Source organism: Falsiroseomonas algicola (genome assembly GCF_011040385.1).
GTDB classification, from domain to species: domain Bacteria; phylum Pseudomonadota; class Alphaproteobacteria; order Acetobacterales; family Acetobacteraceae; genus Falsiroseomonas; species Falsiroseomonas algicola.
Genome location: NZ_JAAIKB010000001.1, coordinates 998,109 through 1,014,714 on the forward strand (window position 1 = coordinate 998,109; position 16,606 = coordinate 1,014,714).

Genomic DNA, 16,606 nt, shown 5'->3' on the forward strand with positions numbered 1-16,606 from the left:
CGCTCCCCTCACATCACCCAGTCATCATCGCTGATGCGCCCGATCCCGAGCGCATCGGCGAAGCTGGCGTTCTGCGCGTTGAAGAGTTCCAGCCGGAACGTCTCCGCCCGCTCCGCCACCTCATCGGCGCGGATCTCCACCTCGATCACCTGGCGGGTCTGGCCGGGGGCGAAGGTCAATACGCCCGAGGCATGCATGTAGTCGGACGCGGCGTCTGCCGTGCCAGGTGCTGTGCGCCAGCCGACTGTCACCGCGCTGCTGACGGGATCGCTGAGCGTGACCGTGAAGCTCGCCTTGCGCGTGGCCTCCGCGGGTTCCGGCAGGATCTCCTGGATCGCCGCGACCTTCTCCGTCAGCACCGTCGTCCAGTCATCCGCCAGGATGCCCCCGGTGTCGCCCGAATTGGGGTTCCAGGACCACCAGGCGTAGGAGATGCCGGGGCCGGCAATGTCCTTGTCCCCATCGGCATCAATGTCGCCGCCCATGTAGTCCACGATCTTGTCGAGCCAGGCGCGATCCTTCGGATCGACCAGCCTGGTGCCGAATTCGCCGATGAAGACCGGCGCGGTGCCCCCCTCCCACAGGTAGCCCCACATCTTCTCGAACAGGTCGGGCAGCTTTGCCGCGAAATCAGGCCCCTGGAAGAAGCTCTGCGGATGGATGGAGTTGGGGTAGTCATGGGCGGAATAGACCAGCTTGTTCGGCACGTTCAGGGTCACCGGTCGGTCCGCCGCCCCCATCAGATTGCCGCCCCACCAGTAGTAGGTGTTCGCGTATTCGGCGACGCCCTCGACGAAGATCAGCCAGTCCGGGTTCTTCGCCAGCGCGGCGTTGCCGGCCAGTTCCGCGGCACTCGCCCAGGCGCCCCAGCTGGCGCCATGCGGCTCGTTGCTCAGGTCGGCGCCGATCACCGTCGGATCGCCGGCATAGCGCTGCGCCAGCATCTCCCACATGCCTACCCATTGCGCCTGGGTGTAGCCGCCATCGAACCAGAGCCCGTTGCCGTTCGGCCCCGCCCCGGCGGCGCTGCGATGGTGATCGAGGATGATGCGCAGCCCGATCTCGCCGGCATAGTCGATGATCCGGTCCATGATCTGCAGCGGCGTCAGGCCCGCGAGGTCCGGGTTGAGAGCGAAGTCGATCCCGTTCGGCGTTCCGCCCCGCAGCACCGCCTCCGCGCTGAAGGGCAGGCGGATGGCGTTGAAGCCGGTCTCCGCCATCTGGTCCATCATGTCGCGCCAGTTGCGGACATGGAGGCCATGCGGCGCGAAGGTCGTGCCCTCCAGCCCGAACCAGTTCACCGCGGCGATCTTCACGGCCTCGCCGGTGGAATCGACGATGTCGCAGCCGCGGGTGGACAGCACCCCCACCAGGCCCGGCGCGCCGGGATCACCCTCCGTCACCGTCGCATCGGCGATGGCGATGCGCGGCTTGTCGTTGTTGACGATGGTGCCGATGCCCGTGCCATCGACGATGACGCCGCGATAGGGCGCGGAGAGCGTCAGCACCATCGTCTCGTCCATCTCGACCGCGCGGTCGCCTATGGCCGTGACATAGACGATCTTCTCGGTCTGGCCGGCGCTGAAGGTGACGGTGCCGCTGCGCGCGACGAAGTCGATGCCCGATTCCGCCGTCCCGCCGCTGGTGGCGTAGGTGACATGAACGGTGCTGGTCATCGCTTCCGCCAGCGTCACCTTGAAGGCGAGGGCAGTGTTGCCGCTGTTGCCCTCGATGACGCTGGCATCTGAGACGGAGATGCGCGCCACGTCATCGTCGCGGATGGTGGCGACGCCGGTGCCGTCGGCGATGGTGGCGCCCGTCGCAGCGCTGAGCTTCAGGCTGAAGCTCTCCGTCGATTCATGGCTGCGGTCGTTCACCAGCGCGACGGAGACGCGCTTCACCGTCTCCCCGGCCGCGAAGGTCAGGCCGCCGCTCAGCGCGGAGAAATCGAGCCCGGCCTTCGCCGATCCGTTCGCCGTCGCGAACTTCACGGTCACCGGGCCGGTCGCGGCGGCGGAGAGCTTCACCTCGAAGGTCGCGAAGCCCGCACCCTCCAGCACCGCGACGTCGCCGACGCTGAGGCTTGGCGGCCCGGGCGGCGGCGGCGGCACGAGCGGCAGGCCATCCGCGCCGCCCAGCGCAAAGCCGGTCGGGTCCGCGATCGCGCCGGGGCCGGAGGCCGAGAAGCCGAAGCCGATCGTCCCACCGGCAGGGGCCGTGCTGTTCCAGGACTGCCCGCGCAGGAGGTAGCGCCCCGCGGTGACGCTGACGATCTCCGCCCCCCAGATGCTGTCGATGGTGAAGGCGCCGTCGAAGGCGAGCGTCCAGCCATCCAGCGCCATGTCGGGCGTGATGCTGACCTGCCCGACGAAGCCGGTGGTCCAGGAGGCGCTGCGCTGGAAGAGGATCTGCGTTGGCATGGGCAAGGCATCCAGGGGTGCAACCTGGAGTGTCATCCCACGCACGATCTCAACGGTAAAGTTCCAATTTACTTGTTTTGTCTCATTAATAATTCTTTCTGCCGTAATCGAGCCCCTGTGCGAGGGCTGGTCACGCGGTGGCCGAGGCGGCGGAAGGACGGCGTCGTGCTGATCGCCTGGACCTCGCCAGGTCCCCGCCTCCCGTCACCGCGATGACGGCATGGCGGGCTGGTTGCTCAGCGCCAGGATGCGGGCACGTGCCGGAAGGGCAGCGCGGCCAGGTCCAGTGCTGCCGGCCCGGGGCAGTCGCATTCCACGATGGCGCTGCACCGTCCCGCGAAGGCCGCGCGGAAATGGTTCTTGGCCTTGTTCGCCAGCAGCCGCGTCGCCGCCAGGTCGATGCCGTGCAGCGCGAAGAAGGCAGGGTCCACCGCGGCCTCCTTCCGGCTCGTCACCACCACGCGCAGCAGGCCGGCGCGCAGCACCGCCGTCGGGCCAAGATCGACCGGCGCGCCACGCTCCATCGGCCCTTCATTGACGAAGCGCCCCGCCGTCAGCCGCTCCACCACCGCCTCCAGCATCGCGGGCGGACCGAAGGCATCGGTGGTGCGGCCGCCCAGCGCGAAGCGCGCCGCAGCGCCCTCCCCCAGCGCCGCCGCCTGCGCCACCACGGCCGCATCATGCAGGAAGGCGAAGACGGTCGGCACCGGGGGCCCGGCCTCGACCAGCGCGCGCAGCATCGCGGGCGTATCGGCGACCCCGCCTGATAGCGGGTTGTCCGCGGGGTCGAGCAGCGCGACCAGCCCCGGCGGGGACGCCAGCGCGGTGGCCAGCGCGTCCTGCGGCGTTGGCAGCGTCACCGCGAAGCGTGGCAGTCGCGCGACGATGGCGTCCCGCACTGCCTCGGCCGCGCGTCTTGCTGCCTCCGGCGTCGTGGCCCAGGCCATGCCGCTCGGCCCGGCATGGGGCGTGTCGCCCCAGGAAAAGCCGCCGAAGGGTGCGGCCTCCAGGACCTCGCCGTGCTCAAGCGTCGCAGCCTCCGCCCAGACCTCTGCCATCGGGCCGGCTTCGCTCCGCATATGGAAGCTGTGCAGCACGACCGGATGCTTGGCGATGGCGCCGAACAGGCGCTGCCCTGCCAGGCGCCGCTCCAGCATCGCCAGCGCCCGCAGCGCCACCGCATCCATGTCGAGATGCGGATAGGTGCGATAGACGCTGGCGCCATCCAGCAGCGTCGCCAGTTCCGGTGCCATGTTGCCGTGGAAATCGAAGCTCGCGACGAGCGGCGTCTCGCCGATCGCTGCCCGCACGCGGCGCACCGTCGCCAGATCCGCCGAGGGCTCGTGCTCCGCCACGCAGGCGCCGTGGAGGGAGAGGTAGACACCGTCCCAGGGCGCGCCCGCCGCGAGGCCCTCCAGCACCTCCGTCAGCCAGCCCTCATAGGCCTCCCGCGTCAGGGGCCCGCCGGGCTGGGCTGAGGTGCAGCGCAGCACCGTCGCTTGCCAGTCCGGCCGTGCGGCGAGGAAGGAGGCGAGACCGCCGAGTTCCGTCGCCGTGCCGGCATAGCGGGCCAGCGCCTCCGGCCCCGCCACCCATTCACGGGACCGCAGTTCATCGATGCCGGTCGGCACCGGGGTGAAGGAATTGCCCTCGAACCAGAGGCGGGCGACAGCGATGCGCGGCATGGCGCGATCCTATCGCCATGACGCCGCGCCTGCCCATCCCGGGGTCAGAGACGCGCCGGCGCGAAGGTGTCGCAGGCTTCGAGGCGGCCGGATTGCAGCCCCGTGCGGAACCAGCGCACGCGCTGCTCCGAACTGCCATGGGTGAAGCTGTCGGGCTGCACCGTGCCGCGCGCCCGGCGCTGCAGCCGGTCATCGCCCACGGCCGCCGCGGCGTTCAGCCCTTCCTCGATGTCGCCATCCTCCAGGATCTGCCGCGCGTCATTCGCACGGCGCGCCCACATCCCGGCCAGGCAATCCGCCTGCAGTTCGACGCGCACCTGCAGCGCATTGCCCTCGCGCTCCCCGGCGCTGGCGCGCAGCTGCTGCACCCGGCCGAGCACGCCCAGCTGGTTCTGCACGTGGTGCCCGACCTCATGCGCGATGACATAGGCCGCGGCGAAATCGCCGGGCGCACCCAGCTGTCGCTGCATCTGCGCGAGGAAATCGAGGTCGATATACACGCGGCTGTCGCCCGGGCAGTAGAAGGGCCCCACCGCCGACTGCGCCATGCCGCAGGCGCTCTGCACGGCGCCGGAGAACAGCACCAGGCGCGGCTCCTCGTAGCGGCGGCCCATCTGCTGGAAGACGGGGTTCCACACATCCTCCGTCTCCGCCAGCACGCGGCGGACGAAGCGGCTCCCCTCGTCGTCGGCCGGCGGTGCGCCGCCGCCTTGCGTCTCGGTCCTCGCCGGCCCGGGGTCACCGCCCGACAGGATCACGCCGGGATCGACGCCGAGCAGCAGCGCGATCACCACCAGCACCATGCTGCCGAGCCCACCGCCCACCGCGATGCCTCTTCCGCCGAAGCCACCGCCGCGGCCCCGCCGATCCTCGACATTCCCGCTTTCGCGTCCACCGCCCAGCTGCATGGCGTCCCGTCCTCCGTGGCGGGCCTGCAACGTCCCTCCGCGAGCGCGGTTGCGCTGCCGTCAGGCGCCAGCCTGATCCAGCAGCCAGGCGCGGAAGGCCTGGAAGCCTGGCTCCTCCGCCCGCGCGGGACGATGCACCAGCCACCAGCGGCCACGCTTCGGCACCTTCAGCGCGAAGGGCGCCACCAGCCGCCCGGCCGCCAGGTCATCATCGACATAGGGGCGGATGCCCATGGCGATGCCGAGCCCATCGGCGGCGGCCTGCTGTGCCTGGCCGTAGAAGTCGAAGACCGGGCCTTCGGCGACCACGCCCTCCACCCCCGCTGCCGCCAGCCAGCGCGGCCAATCCTCCGGCGCATGGGACACGCGCAGAAGGCTCCGCCCCGCCAGCGCCGCGGGCGTCGCCAGCCCCGCCGCGACATCCAGGCGGCAGACCGGCACGAGGTCCGCGGTGAAGAGCGGCGTGGCCACCAGCCCCGGCCAGTCGCCCTCCCCCAGCCGGATGCCGCAGGTCCAGCCCCCCGCGAAGGGCGCCGCGGCGCCGCCCGTGGTGATCCGCACCTCGATCGTCGGGTGCCGGCGCTGCCAATCCGCCAGGCGCGGGATAAGCCAGCGGATGGCGAAGGTCGGGCCGACGCCCACCGTCAGCACGCTGCGTCCGCCCCGCTCCGCCACCTGCGCCGTCAGCCGCGCGATGCCATCCAGCAGGGGCACCAGCCCGTCCCGGTACTGCCGCCCGGCCTCGGTCAGCGCCAGGCGGTTGGCGTGGCGGGTGAAGAGCGCCACGCCCATCCGGTCCTCCAGCAGCTTCACCAGCCGGCTGATCGCAGCCGGGGAGACATGCAGCTCCGTCGCCGCGGCCGCGAAGCTGCCCGCGCGGGCAGCGGCCTCGAAGGCGCGGATGCCGTTCAGGAAGGGCGCGTGCACCATCAGGAAAGCTGGGGCTCAGGGTCAGGAAATCCAGTTTGTGTCGCACCTACGCCGGGCGCAATGAGGGCCAGGCGGAGGATGGTCCATGGGCTTCGGCGTGACGGCGCTGCTGCTGGCGGTGATGGTCGGCACCTCCCTGCTGTCGGGCATCTTCGGCATGGCGGGCGGGTTGGTGCTGGTCGGCGTGCTGCTGGTGCTGATGCCGCTGCCGGATGCCATGGCGCTGCATGCCGTGACGCAGGTGGCGTCGAACGGCTGGCGCGGCGCCTTCATGCTGAGCCATGTGCGCTGGCGCATCGTCGCCGGCTTTTCCGTGGGCTGCCTCCTCGCCATGGCGGCGTGGTCCCTGTTCCGCTGGGTGCCGGACAAGCCCATCGCGCTGATCGCCCTCGGCCTCAGCCCCTTCCTGCTGAAGCTGCTGCCCGCCGGTCTCCGCCCCGATTCCGAACGCCCGAGCCACGCCGCCGCCTGTGCGGTCGGCAGCATGTCGCTGATGCTGCTGACCGGCGTCTCCGGCCCGCTGCTGGATGCCTTCTTCCTCGGCGGCACCATGAACCGCCTTGCCATCATCGGCACCAAGGCGATCTGCCAGGTGCTCGGCCACACGCTGAAGCTGGTCTATTTCGGCGCGGTGGTGGCGGATCCCGGCTCCGTGCCCCTGCCCCTCGCCATGGGGGCCATCCTTGCTTCCATGGCCGGCACCGTGCTGGCGCGACGGCTGCTGGAGGCGATGACGGAGGCCCAGTTCCGCCGCTGGGCCGGGCGCATCGTGACCACCATCGCCGCCTTCTACATCGCGCAGGGCGGCTGGCTGCTGCTGTTCCCGTGAGGAGGAGAGACGCATGTCCACCGAACCGCTGGTGCTCGACCTCGTCGAATGGGTCGCCGCCCGCCCCCGCCCCTATGCCGAGGTGATCGAGGCCTGGCGCACCTCCTGCCCCCGGCTGACGGTGTGGGAGGAAGCCTCCGACCGCGCGCTGATCGCCTGCGCGCCGGCGCCCGACGGCACGCTGATGGTCGCGGCGACGGAAGCGGGGCGCCTGGCGGTGGCGGCGCGGCTCAGCCCAGCAGCGCCACCATCGCCCAGCCGATGACGATCACGCCCGCGATGGAGGGCAGCAGCAGCCGCCAGACCTGGCCCGGCCGCGCGCCATCCGCCAGTAGGCCGCAGACCATCGCCGTGACGGCGAAGGACATGCCGGCGCCGGCCGAGCCCGCGAAATTGTGCAGCGCCGGTGCCAGCCCCTCCGGCATCCCGGCCTCCCGGCCCAGGGCGAACTGCACCGGCATCAGCGCGGCGTTGGAGCCCACATTGCTGCCCGTCACCATGCCGGCAACGAGGCCCATCACCGGCACGGCGTAGGGCGCGGCGGGCCCCAGCGCCTCCGCCGTCGCGGTTGCCAGGCTGGCCGCGATGCCGGACCCCGCCATCCAGCGCGCCAGCACCACGTAGAGCAGCATCGCGGTCGCCGGCTTCAACGCCCGGCGGAAGGCGCCCGCCGCCACCGCGGGCGCATCCGCCCGCATCGCCAGCAGCACCCCCGCCGCCAGCCACAGCACGACCGCCACATGGGTCAGCGGGAAGCCCGGCAGTTCGGGAAAGGGCGTCCAGGCCGGCGCGCCCGCCCAGCTTCGCGCCAGCAGCAGTGCCGCCGTCAGGCCGAGATAGGGCGCCATGGCCCGCCCCGCGCGCTGCCACCCCGCCGTGCCCGAGGGCGGATCGAGCCCCCACAGCGCCACCAGCAGCGGCAGGCCGGAGGCGAGGACGCCGATCACCTCGAAAGGCAGGACGGGATGCAGCAGCACGAGCATCGCCGCCATGGCGGCCAGGAAGCCCATCTGCGCCAGCTTCTCGCCAGGCGGCACCACCACCCCCGCCGCCGCGCAAAGCCGCCACAGCACCGGCCCCATCAGCAGCAGCCAGGCGGCGTTGGGCCAGGACGCCATGGTGGCGATCTGCTGCGCCGGAATGCCGACCAGCGCGGCGCCCAGCGCCGTGCCCGGGCCGAGCCCGCCCCAGGGCACCAGGGTCAGCGACAGCAGCGCCATCGCCGCCGCGGGCGCGCCGCCGATCCCCATGGCGCGGAGCGCCGACAGCGCGAAGACGGCGCCCACCGCGAAACCCGTGACGCTTTCCATGAAGACGCCCATCAGCAGCGTGGCGACGAAGATGCGTCGCGGATCCGGCGCGCCACCCTGCGCCACGGGCCTGGCCAGCGCCGCATGGAACAGCAGCCCGCCCACCACCACCGCGATGGGCTTCGCCGCCAGGAAGGCGCCGCGCAGCGTCTCCTCCCCCAGGAAGGGCAGCGTCGCCACGCCCTCGGGCAGGGAGAGCAGGACCGCCGGCAGCGCCACCACCAGCGCCGCCAGCACGGCCGGCACCGGCCCCGCGCGGCCGGAGACGAGAAGCGCCAGCAGCAGCAGCAGGGGCGCGGCCTGAAGCAACAGGATCATGCAGCCATCCTTGCCACATCGCAGCGGTGGCGCCAGCCTGGGCGGCGATGCTCTACGCCGCCTATGGCAGCAACCTCGACCACGCCCGGATGCTCGGCCGCTGCCCCGGCGCCGTCGTCATCGGCGCCGCGCTGCTGCCGGGCTGGCGGCTCGCCGTGAACCGCTTCGCGACGATCGAGCGTGACGCCGGTTCTGCAGTGCCCATCGGCCTCTGGCGCATCACCGTTCCGCACAGCCGCGCGCTCGACATCGCGGAAGGCGTGGCGCTCGGCATCTATCGACGCGTCACGCTGGACATCGAGGGTCATGGCCCCGCCTTGACCTATGTCGAACAGCGCCTGCGCCCGGGCCCGCCTTCGGATGGCTATGTCGCGCATCTTCGCCGCGGCTACGCCGATTTCGCGCTTGATGTGGCGGCGCTCGACGCCGCCCTGGCGCGGTGGAGCATCGCCTCCCGCCGCGTGATGTAGAGGGTGGAGCCGATGATCAGCGCGCCACCCGGCAGCAGCCACCATTCCGGCACCTCCCCGAACAGCGCCACGCCGAAGCCCACGGCGAAAAGCAGCCGCACATAGGAGAGCGGCGCGATGAAGCTGGCATCGGCCATGCGCAGCGCGGAGATCCAGACCCACATCGCACTCGGCCCCAGGAACCCCGCCGCCAGCAGCAACGCCATGTTCCACCAGCCCGGCCAGGCGAGGCCCGGCAGCGCCACCGGCAGGCTGACGGCCAGCGCCACGACGCCGACATAGAACATGATCGTGACGGTCCGCTCCGTCCGCGCCAGGCGCTTGGTGGTGATCAGGATGCCCGCGCCGAAGACGGAAGCGGCGATCGCCGCCAGCACCGGGATGCCGACCGGCACCATGCCCGGCCGCATGATGATCAGCACGCCCGCGAAGCCCGCCAGCGTCGCCGTCCAACGCCGCCAGCCGACCTTCTCCCCCAGCAGCGGCGCCGCCATCGCGGTGACGAACAGCACGGTGGTGAAGGACAGCACCGTCGCGGTCGCCAAGGGCATGCCGGAGAAGGAGACGTAGTAGAGATACCAGGCGACCGCGGAGAGCAGGCCGCGGAACACCTGCATGGGCAGCTCATTCGTCCGTACCAGAAGCGCCGGGCTGCGGATGAGGTCCGGCACCGTCCAGGCCAGCTGACCGATGGCCCGCGCCAGCACGAGCGTCGCGATCGGCACGCCGACCAGCGCCTTCACCGCCAGCGTCTCCAGCGTGAAGAGCAGCGACGCGCCCAGCGCCAGCAGCGCGGCGCGCGTCGTTGGTGTCATCACCGGCGCCGCGCTTCCGCGATGGTGACGACCATCGCGCCACCCAGGATGATCGCCGCGCCGATCCAGCCGAAGAGGTCCGGCACCTCTCCATACAGGATCCACCCCGCCACCGCGACGACCACGATCCGCAGGTACTGGAAAGGCGCGATGGCGGAAGCCTCGCCGGCGCGCAGCGCCTCCGTCACCAGGAAGATGATGCCCGGGCAGACCGTCGCCACCAGCAGCATCAGCGCCATGTCTCCGAGATTGAGCGGCACCCAGGCATGGATCGCGAAGGGGAGCACGCCGCTGAAGGTCACGAGCCCGACCCAGGCGAGCACGGTCTTCGTCGTCTCCGTCGTCGTCAGCATCCGGCTGGTGACCGTGATCCCGCACCAGGCGATGGCCGCGCCGATCGCCGCCGCGGCGCCGATCCAGTCCACCTGCGCGCCGGGCCGCAGCATGACGGCAACGCCGACCAGCCCCACGATGGTGCCCGTCCAGCGCCAGCGATCCACGCGTTCCCCGAGCAGCACGCCCGCCAGCATCGTCGTGAACATCACGTTGGTGAAGGACAGCACCGTGCCCGTCGCCATGTCGAGCCGGGTGAAGGAGTAGTAGTAGAGCCCCCAGCAGATCAGCGAGGACAGACCCCTGAAGACATGCATCGGCGCCCGCTTCGTGCGGAAGACGCCGATGCCGCTGACCATCATGGTCGGCATCACCCAGAGAAGCTGGCCGAAGGCGCGCGACGCCAGCTGCACCTCCGTCGGGATGCCGCGGATCGTCATCCAGCGGATGAACAGCACCTCGGTGGCGAAGAAGACGGCGGCCGCCGCCATCAGCGCGGCGCCCTTCAGGTTGTTCGTGGGTGAAGTCACCAGGCGTCCGACCGATGCATTGACCTCGTTTGTATCCCAGCTAGCGTTGCGGGCCAGGGTGGGCCGCCCCGGCCGCGTCGCGCAAGCGCGGTGCCTGCATGGCGGCCCCCCGCTTCATGGAAGGGAATTGCCACGTGGCGAAGGAAGCCGAGCAGGCGGCAGCGAGGGAGGCCGTGGATCGCGGGCCGATCCTGGTCTGGGGTGCGGGGGCCATCGGCGGCACCATCGGCGCGCATCTCGTGAAGGCCCGCCACGCCGTCGTCTTCTGCGACGTCGTGCCCGATCACGTCGCCGCCATTTCGGACCCGGCGCGCGGGCTGATCATCGAGGGCCCGGTGACGCAGCTCAAGGTCGTCGCCCCCGCCGCGACGCCCGACCAGGTGAAGGGCGTCTTCCGCCGGATCATCCTGGCGGTGAAGACGCATGACACCGAAGCCGCCTGCCGCCAGCTGCTGCCGCATCTCGCCCCCGATGGCTATGTGCTGTCCGCCCAGAACGGCCTCTGCGAGCGCGTGATCGCGGAGGTCTGCGGCGCCCACCGCACCATGGGCGCCTTCGTCAATTTCGGCGCCGATTGGCTGGAGCCCGGGCGCATCACCTATGGCAATCGCGGCGCCGTCGTCGTCGGCGAACTCGACGGTGCAAGGACGCCCCGCGCCATTGCGCTGCACACCCTGCTGCGGGAGAGCTTCGAGCCCGATGCGGTACTGACCGACAACATCTGGGGCTATCTCTGGGGCAAGCTTGCCTATTCCTCGCTGCTCTACGCCCAGGGTCTCGCCGCGCATGGCATCGCCGACATGATGGCGCGGCCCGAGCTGCTGCCGATGGTCCGCGCACTGTGCGGGGAGGTCATCACGGTCGCCCGCGCGGAGGGTGTCACGCCTCTCTCCTTCAACGGCTTCGACGCCACCGCCTTCGGTCCTGGCGGGACGGAGGAAGCGGCCCGCGCCTCCATGGTCGCGATGGAGGCCTTCAACCGCCCCAACGGTAAGACCCATTCCGGCATCTGGCGCGATCTCTGGGTCCGCCACCGCGCCACGCCCGCGGATGCGCAGATCGGCGCCGTGCCGCCGATCGGCCGCGCCCATGGCATCCCCTGCCCCACGCTCGAGAAACTCATCGCCATGATCCATCAATGCGAGCGTGGCGAACGCCCCATGTCCGACGACAACCTGCTGGAGCTGCTGCCATGAACATCCGCTTCGATGGCCTGACCATCGCCGTCACGGGCGCCGGCCACGGCTATGGCCGCGCCATCGCCCGCAGCTTCGCCGCGCTCGGCGGCAAGGTCTTCGCCTGCGACCTCTCTGCCGAGGAACTGGCGGAGACCGCGCGCTGCGAGGGCAGCATCACCACCGCCGCCTTCGACCTGACCGCCAAGGGCGCCGCCTTCGACTGGATCAAGTCGGTCGAATCCGCGTCCGGCGGCCCGATCAGCACGCTGGTCTGCAATGCCGGCGGCGTGCGCGGCCAGGTGAACCGCCCGGTGGAGGATGTGCCGGAGGAGGACTGGCACGCCATCTTCGACATCAACACCCACGCCACCTTCAACATGGCCCGCGCCGTGGTGCCGGGCATGAAGAAGGCCGGCACGGGCCGCATCGTCACCATCAGCAGCGGCGCCGGCCTCAAGCCCAGCAAGACCGGCATCCAGGCCTATTGCTCCGCCAAGCACGCGCTGGTCGGGCTGACCAAGCAGCTGGCGCGGGAGCTTGGCCCCTTCGGCATCACGGTGAATTCCGTCGCACCCGGCTTCGCCCTGTCCAACCCCGCCACCATCAAGCAGTTCGAGAGCTACGGGCCGGAGGGGCAGAAGGCGCTGGTGGAGAGCATCGCCATGCGCCGCCTCGGCGATCCGCAGGACATCGCCAATGGCGTGCTCTTCTTCGCCTCCGCCTATGCGGGCTGGGTGACGGGGCAGATCCTGTCGGTCGATGGCGGCAGCTGAGGACACGCCGCCCGGCTTCGCGCCGGAATTCTTCGACAGCGCCTCGGGCGGCCAGGAGCCGCCCGAGCTGGCGCTGCGGCGCTTCGCCACCGACCTCGACGCCACCGCCCGCGATAATCCCGCCTGGGTGATCGACACGGCCGGCGGCCGGCCGGTGCGCCTTTCCCCGCGGCGCGACGGCATCATCGCCTTCGAAAGCCTTGGCGTGCACGGGACCGTCACCCTCTCCGCCGGCGCCACCGGCTGGGTCTGCGTCACCGCGACGATCGATGGAGCCGTCGCCTTCGCCGCCTACGCCGAGCGGGTATGGGAGGATTGCGACCTCTACCCGCCCGCCAGCCCAGGCCGCGCGATGCAGGAGAACGCGCCCGGCACGTTGGGCCGCCGGCGCAGGCACCTCTCCCTCTCCGCCCGCGCCTGGCCACAACTCGCCCCCTTGGCGAATCCGGAGGGCTGGGTCCTGCTACGCTGGGCCGAGGACTGACCTGCCGGCCTATCGCCCCAGCCGCACCCCGTCCTGCGCTTCGGCCGCGCGGCGCTGCGCCTCCCGCTGCCGGCGCATCGCCTCGTTCACCTGCGCCTCGTGCCGCACTTCGCTGGAGGAGGTGCGCCCGCCCTGCGGCCCCGTCGCCGTCCGCGGATTGACGGTGCCGAGCGGCGAGGTGTTGCGAACCCTCGGCCGCGTGCCCGTCGCCGCCTGGCGCCGCGGCGTGCCGGGCGCCTGCGCGGCGGGGGGCGCCACGGGTGCCGTCAGGCTCTGCCGGGCCGCCGGCGATTGCCCATGCAGCGCCGCCGCATTCGGCCCGGTCAACGGCGCGCTCTGCGCCATCGCCAGTCCCGGCGCCAGCAGCGCCACCGCCAGGATCACGCGCATCGTCACGCGCCCAGCCTGGTGAAGAGCCCCGCCAGCAGCCGCGCGCGCGGCACCAGCGACGACACCACGATGTGCTCGTCGAGGGTATGCGCCCCCGCCCCTGCAACACCCAGCCCGTCCAGCGTCGGGATGCCCATCGCGCCGGTGAAATTGCCGTCCGATCCGCCGCCCGAGGATTGCGGCGGGATGTCGAAGCCGATGCCCATCGCGATCGCCCGCGCCTCCGCATGCAGCGCTCGCACGCCCGCATCGGGCTCCCACACCGGCCGCGTCACGCCGCGCTTCACCTCCAGCACCACGTCGGGGTTCGACGACGTCAGCGCCAGCATGCGCGCGACGCCGGCATCCAGATCCTCCTGCCGCTTGGCCATGCTCAGCACTTCCGCGTCGCAATGCGTCGCCACGCAATTCACCCATTGCCCGGCATGGATGACGCCGGCGGAGAAGGTGCAGCTGTCCGTCGTCATCGCCTCGATCGCCAGGATCTGGCGGCACATCTCCCGGATGGCGCTGCGCCCCTCACCGAGCGTCGCGCCCGCATGGGAAGGGCGGCCGGTGGTGCGCAGGTTGAAGCGCGCGATGGCGTAGCGGCCGGTCACCACGCCGCCATCGGGCCGCGCGGGTTCGGGCACCAGCACGAAGCGGGCGCGTCGCGCCTCGGCCTCGATCAGGTCCCGCGTGGAGGGGCTGCCCACCTCCTCATCCGGCGTCAGCAGGAAGGTCACGGGCAGCTTCGTCGTGACGCCGGCGCGCACCAGCTGCCGCATCGCCTCCACCGCCAGGTAGGTGCCGCCCTTCATGTCGAAGATCCCCGGTCCGCGGCAGGTCCCGCCCCGCCGCTCGAAGGGAAGCCTTGTCAGTGTCCCGACGGGGTGGACCGTGTCGAGATGGGCGAGCACCAGGATGCCCGGCACCGCATCGCCGGCGGGGTGGGGGAAGCGGGCGCGGATGCAGCCGGCAAAGCCCATCCGGCCCGCGATGTGCTCGACCCGTGCGCCCAGCAGCGCCAGATCCCGCGCCGCCAGCGCCAGCATCCGCTCGACCGCCGCGGCATCGAAGGTCGGGCTCTCGCATTCCACCCAGCCGCGCAGGCCCCCCAGGATCTCCTCCGCATCGAAGGGCAACTGCAGCCAGGGCTGGCTGGCATCGAGGCTGGTGGCTGGCGCGTCCATGCGGTTCGTCTCCCGATCCAAGCGCGCAGCCTGCTGCCTCGGAACGATGCGGGCAAGCGGCCTGACACAGGCCTCATGTGGCAGCCGCCGCGACTTGCTGTAGGGTGGCGGCAATGAGTTCCACATCGCCGACCACCCCCCCCACCACCCCTGCCCGCCCCCGGCTGGTCCCCCAGGCCGGCCCCGCCGCCTGGCGTGCCGCCGATCTTCGCGCCTCCGACTGGATGATCCCGGTGGGCGCGGAGGACGCGGCCGAGCTTGAAGCGGCCCTCGCCGCGCTGGGCGGCCGCGCCCCCCAGGTGGCGGCGGAAGCACCGCTACCCCGCTTCGGCGCCGTGCTGCGGAACGCCGCCGCGCGGCTCGACACCGGCCGCGGGCTGGCGCTGCTGCGCGGCCTGCCCCTTGCCGAGGCGACGGCCGAACCCTTGCTGCTGGCGCTCGGCGCCCATCTCGGCCGCCCCGTCGCGGGCAGCGGTCAGGATGCCGTCGTTCAGCGGGTCTCCAGCCCCTCCGGCGGCGCGCTGCGCTGGCGCTTCTATGCCGATGCCGCTGACATCGTGGCCATGCTGATCCTCCGCCAGCCGCCGGAGGTCGATCCCGTCATGCTCGTCGCCGCCGCGACCGTGCACAACGAGATGATGAAGCGCGCCCGCCCGGCGCTGGAGGCGCTGTACCGCCCCCTGCCCCATGCCGCACCCGGCGGCGGCGTGGTGGACCTGCCCGTCTTCAGCACCGCCTCCGGCGCCTTTGTCGGCCGCTACGCCCGCGACGCGATCGAGGCCGCCCAGGCCATCCCGGAGACTCCCCGCCTGACCGCCGCGCAGATGGAAGCGCTGGACCTGCTCGACTCCCTCTGCGCGGAGCAAGGCCTTGCGCTGCGCCTCGATGTCCGGCCGGGCGACGTGCTGCTGTTCAACCCGCTCCAGGTCTGGAAGCGGAACGCGGAGGCCCTGGCACCCGCGGAGCCCGATGCGCCGCCCCCCGTCACGCGCCTGGCATTGCGCCTGCTGCTGCTGAGCGAGACGTCGCGCGCCCTGCCGGAAGGGCTGGTGGCGCTGGGCGGCGCGCCGAAGCCCAGCGACACGGTCGGAGGCTGACGCGCCATGCGCATCCTGGTCGCCAACGCCAACACCACCGCCGCCATCACCGATGCCTGCGCGGCCGTCGCGCGCCAGGCGGCCGCCCCCACCACCGTCATCATCGCGGGCACGCCGAGCTTCGGCCCCGCCGTCATCTCGACGCGCGTCGAGAACGCCATCGCCTCCCACGCCCTGCTCTCCATGCTGGCGGAGCATGCGGGGCGGGTGGAGGCGGTGGTGCTGGCCGTCAGCCACGACACCGCGCTGGAGGCCGCGCGCCAGCTCATGCCCTGCCCGGTGCTGGGGATGACGGAGGCGGGGTGCCTGACCGCCTGCATGATCGGCGGCCGCTTCGGCATCCTGACCCTCGGTCAGGTCGCGGCCTATGAGGATCTGGTCGCGCGACACGGCCTTGCCGCGCGCTGCGCCCTGGTGCGCGGCGTGCCGGCCACGCCGCTCGATGCGCTGCGGGACCCCGACGGCGTGGCGGCGATGGTGCTGGCGGAGGCGCGCGCCATGGCGGAACGCTGCGACGCCATCGTGCTGGCCGGCGCCGCGCTGGCCGGCATGGACCGGAAGCTGCAGGAGGATTGCCCCGTGCCCCTGCTGGACGGCATCGCCTGCGCCGTGAAGCTGCTTGAGGGGCTTGTCGGACTCGGCCTGCCGAAGCCCCGGTCGGGCAGCTACGCCGCCCCCGTAGGCCGCGCCAGCATGGGCCTCTCCCCGGCGCTGGACGCGCTGCTACGCGGCGGCTGACCGCGGCGCCTCCGGGCGCCTTGCCCACGGATGAGTTGCCGGCAATGCGCGGGATTACAGCCAGGTCAGTCGGCGGCTGATCATCGGCCTGCATCGACACGCGCAGGCGCTAGAGTCGCCGCGCCAAGGGCCGTCACTTCGCCAGAGCGTAATGCGCGCTTCATCAGCCTGCTGAACGGCACGACATCTGCGGCCTGACGCCGATGACACGGCCCGGAAACTTCGG

17 protein-coding genes are annotated in these 16,606 nt (G+C 71.8%); 8 read left to right on the forward strand and 9 right to left on the reverse strand.

Annotation, left to right across the window (positions count from 1 at the left end; all coding sequences use genetic code 11):
- Positions 1-8: 8 nt before the first annotated feature.
- The 4 genes from G3576_RS04810 to G3576_RS04825 form a co-directional block, all read right to left on the reverse strand.
- Positions 9-2,420, reverse strand: a complete 2,412-nt coding sequence (locus G3576_RS04810) for a Calx-beta domain-containing protein (protein WP_164693154.1) — start codon at positions 2,418-2,420, stop codon at positions 9-11.
- Between the two features lie 236 nt (positions 2,421-2,656).
- A complete protein-coding gene (locus G3576_RS04815; RefSeq protein WP_164693155.1) occupies positions 2,657-4,105 on the reverse strand; it encodes a M81 family metallopeptidase in 1,449 nt (482 codons plus the stop codon).
- 44 nt (positions 4,106-4,149) lie between these two features.
- Complete coding sequence (ypfJ, locus tag G3576_RS04820; RefSeq protein WP_164693156.1) at positions 4,150-5,013, reverse strand: KPN_02809 family neutral zinc metallopeptidase; 864 nt, start codon at positions 5,011-5,013, stop codon at positions 4,150-4,152.
- A 60-nt stretch (positions 5,014-5,073) separates the two neighbouring features.
- The gene (locus G3576_RS04825) at positions 5,074-5,943 is read right to left on the reverse strand and encodes a LysR substrate-binding domain-containing protein (protein WP_164693157.1); all 870 of its coding nucleotides are present in this window, start codon (positions 5,941-5,943) and stop codon (positions 5,074-5,076) included.
- Between the two features lie 85 nt (positions 5,944-6,028).
- Between G3576_RS04825 and G3576_RS04830 the strand changes: the two genes are divergently transcribed.
- Together G3576_RS04830 and G3576_RS04835 are read left to right on the forward strand one after the other, a co-directional pair.
- The gene (locus G3576_RS04830) at positions 6,029-6,772 is read left to right on the forward strand and encodes a TSUP family transporter (protein ID WP_207622629.1); all 744 of its coding nucleotides are present in this window, start codon (positions 6,029-6,031) and stop codon (positions 6,770-6,772) included.
- A gap of 13 nt (positions 6,773-6,785) precedes the next feature.
- The gene (locus G3576_RS04835; protein WP_164693158.1) at positions 6,786-7,037 is read left to right on the forward strand and encodes a hypothetical protein; all 252 of its coding nucleotides are present in this window, start codon (positions 6,786-6,788) and stop codon (positions 7,035-7,037) included.
- Here the strand turns inward: G3576_RS04835 and G3576_RS04840 are convergent.
- A complete protein-coding gene (locus tag G3576_RS04840) occupies positions 7,003-8,400 on the reverse strand; it encodes an L-lactate permease (RefSeq protein WP_164693159.1) in 1,398 nt (465 codons plus the stop codon). The genes G3576_RS04835 and G3576_RS04840 overlap by 35 nt on opposite strands.
- Positions 8,401-8,426: 26 nt before the next feature.
- On the opposite strand from G3576_RS04840, the gene G3576_RS04845 reads away from it, so the two are divergent.
- On the forward strand, positions 8,427-8,870 hold the full coding sequence (locus G3576_RS04845; protein ID WP_164693160.1) for a gamma-glutamylcyclotransferase family protein: 444 nt from the start codon (positions 8,427-8,429) through the stop codon (positions 8,868-8,870).
- Here G3576_RS04845 and G3576_RS04850 read toward each other — a convergent pair.
- Together G3576_RS04850 and G3576_RS04855 are read right to left on the reverse strand one after the other, a co-directional pair.
- On the reverse strand, positions 8,789-9,685 hold the full coding sequence (locus tag G3576_RS04850; protein ID WP_164693161.1) for a DMT family transporter: 897 nt from the start codon (positions 9,683-9,685) through the stop codon (positions 8,789-8,791). The two genes, G3576_RS04845 and G3576_RS04850, sit on opposite strands and share 82 nt — an antisense overlap.
- Positions 9,685-10,548 carry a DMT family transporter gene (locus G3576_RS04855; protein ID WP_328728435.1) on the reverse strand — a complete coding sequence of 288 codons (864 nt, stop codon included), beginning with the start codon at positions 10,546-10,548 and terminating at the stop codon, positions 9,685-9,687. The genes G3576_RS04850 and G3576_RS04855 overlap by 1 nt, the downstream gene beginning before the upstream one ends.
- A gap of 134 nt (positions 10,549-10,682) precedes the next feature.
- Between G3576_RS04855 and G3576_RS04860 the strand changes: the two genes are divergently transcribed.
- Genes G3576_RS04860 through G3576_RS04870 form a run of 3 tightly spaced genes read left to right on the forward strand, consistent with a single transcriptional unit; the run spans position 10,683 to position 12,983 of the window.
- Positions 10,683-11,744 (forward strand): ketopantoate reductase family protein, encoded by a 1,062-nt coding sequence (locus G3576_RS04860; RefSeq protein ID WP_328728436.1) that lies wholly within the window; start codon positions 10,683-10,685, stop codon positions 11,742-11,744.
- Positions 11,741-12,499: an SDR family NAD(P)-dependent oxidoreductase gene (locus tag G3576_RS04865; protein WP_164693162.1), complete on the forward strand. Its 759-nt coding sequence runs from the start codon at positions 11,741-11,743 to the stop codon at positions 12,497-12,499. Before G3576_RS04860 ends, G3576_RS04865 begins: the two co-directional genes overlap by 4 nt.
- Positions 12,486-12,983, forward strand: a complete 498-nt coding sequence (locus G3576_RS04870; protein ID WP_164693163.1) for a hypothetical protein — start codon at positions 12,486-12,488, stop codon at positions 12,981-12,983. Before G3576_RS04865 ends, G3576_RS04870 begins: the two co-directional genes overlap by 14 nt.
- Before the next feature lie 9 nt (positions 12,984-12,992).
- Here the strand turns inward: G3576_RS04870 and G3576_RS04875 are convergent, their stop codons facing one another.
- Together G3576_RS04875 and G3576_RS04880 are read right to left on the reverse strand one after the other, a co-directional pair.
- On the reverse strand, positions 12,993-13,379 hold the full coding sequence (locus tag G3576_RS04875; RefSeq protein ID WP_164693164.1) for a hypothetical protein: 387 nt from the start codon (positions 13,377-13,379) through the stop codon (positions 12,993-12,995).
- Positions 13,376-14,545, reverse strand: a complete 1,170-nt coding sequence (locus tag G3576_RS04880) for a M20/M25/M40 family metallo-hydrolase (RefSeq protein ID WP_164693165.1) — start codon at positions 14,543-14,545, stop codon at positions 13,376-13,378. Before G3576_RS04880 ends, G3576_RS04875 begins: the two co-directional genes overlap by 4 nt.
- Positions 14,546-14,658: 113 nt before the next feature.
- On the opposite strand from G3576_RS04880, the gene G3576_RS31205 reads away from it, so the two are divergent.
- Positions 14,659-15,642 (forward strand): Fe(II)-2OG oxygenase family protein, encoded by a 984-nt coding sequence (locus tag G3576_RS31205; protein WP_207622630.1) that lies wholly within the window; start codon positions 14,659-14,661, stop codon positions 15,640-15,642.
- Positions 15,643-15,648: 6 nt separating this feature from the next.
- Positions 15,649-16,380, forward strand: a complete 732-nt coding sequence (locus G3576_RS04890; protein WP_164693166.1) for an aspartate/glutamate racemase family protein — start codon at positions 15,649-15,651, stop codon at positions 16,378-16,380.
- The last annotated feature ends 226 nt before the right edge of the window (positions 16,381-16,606 follow it).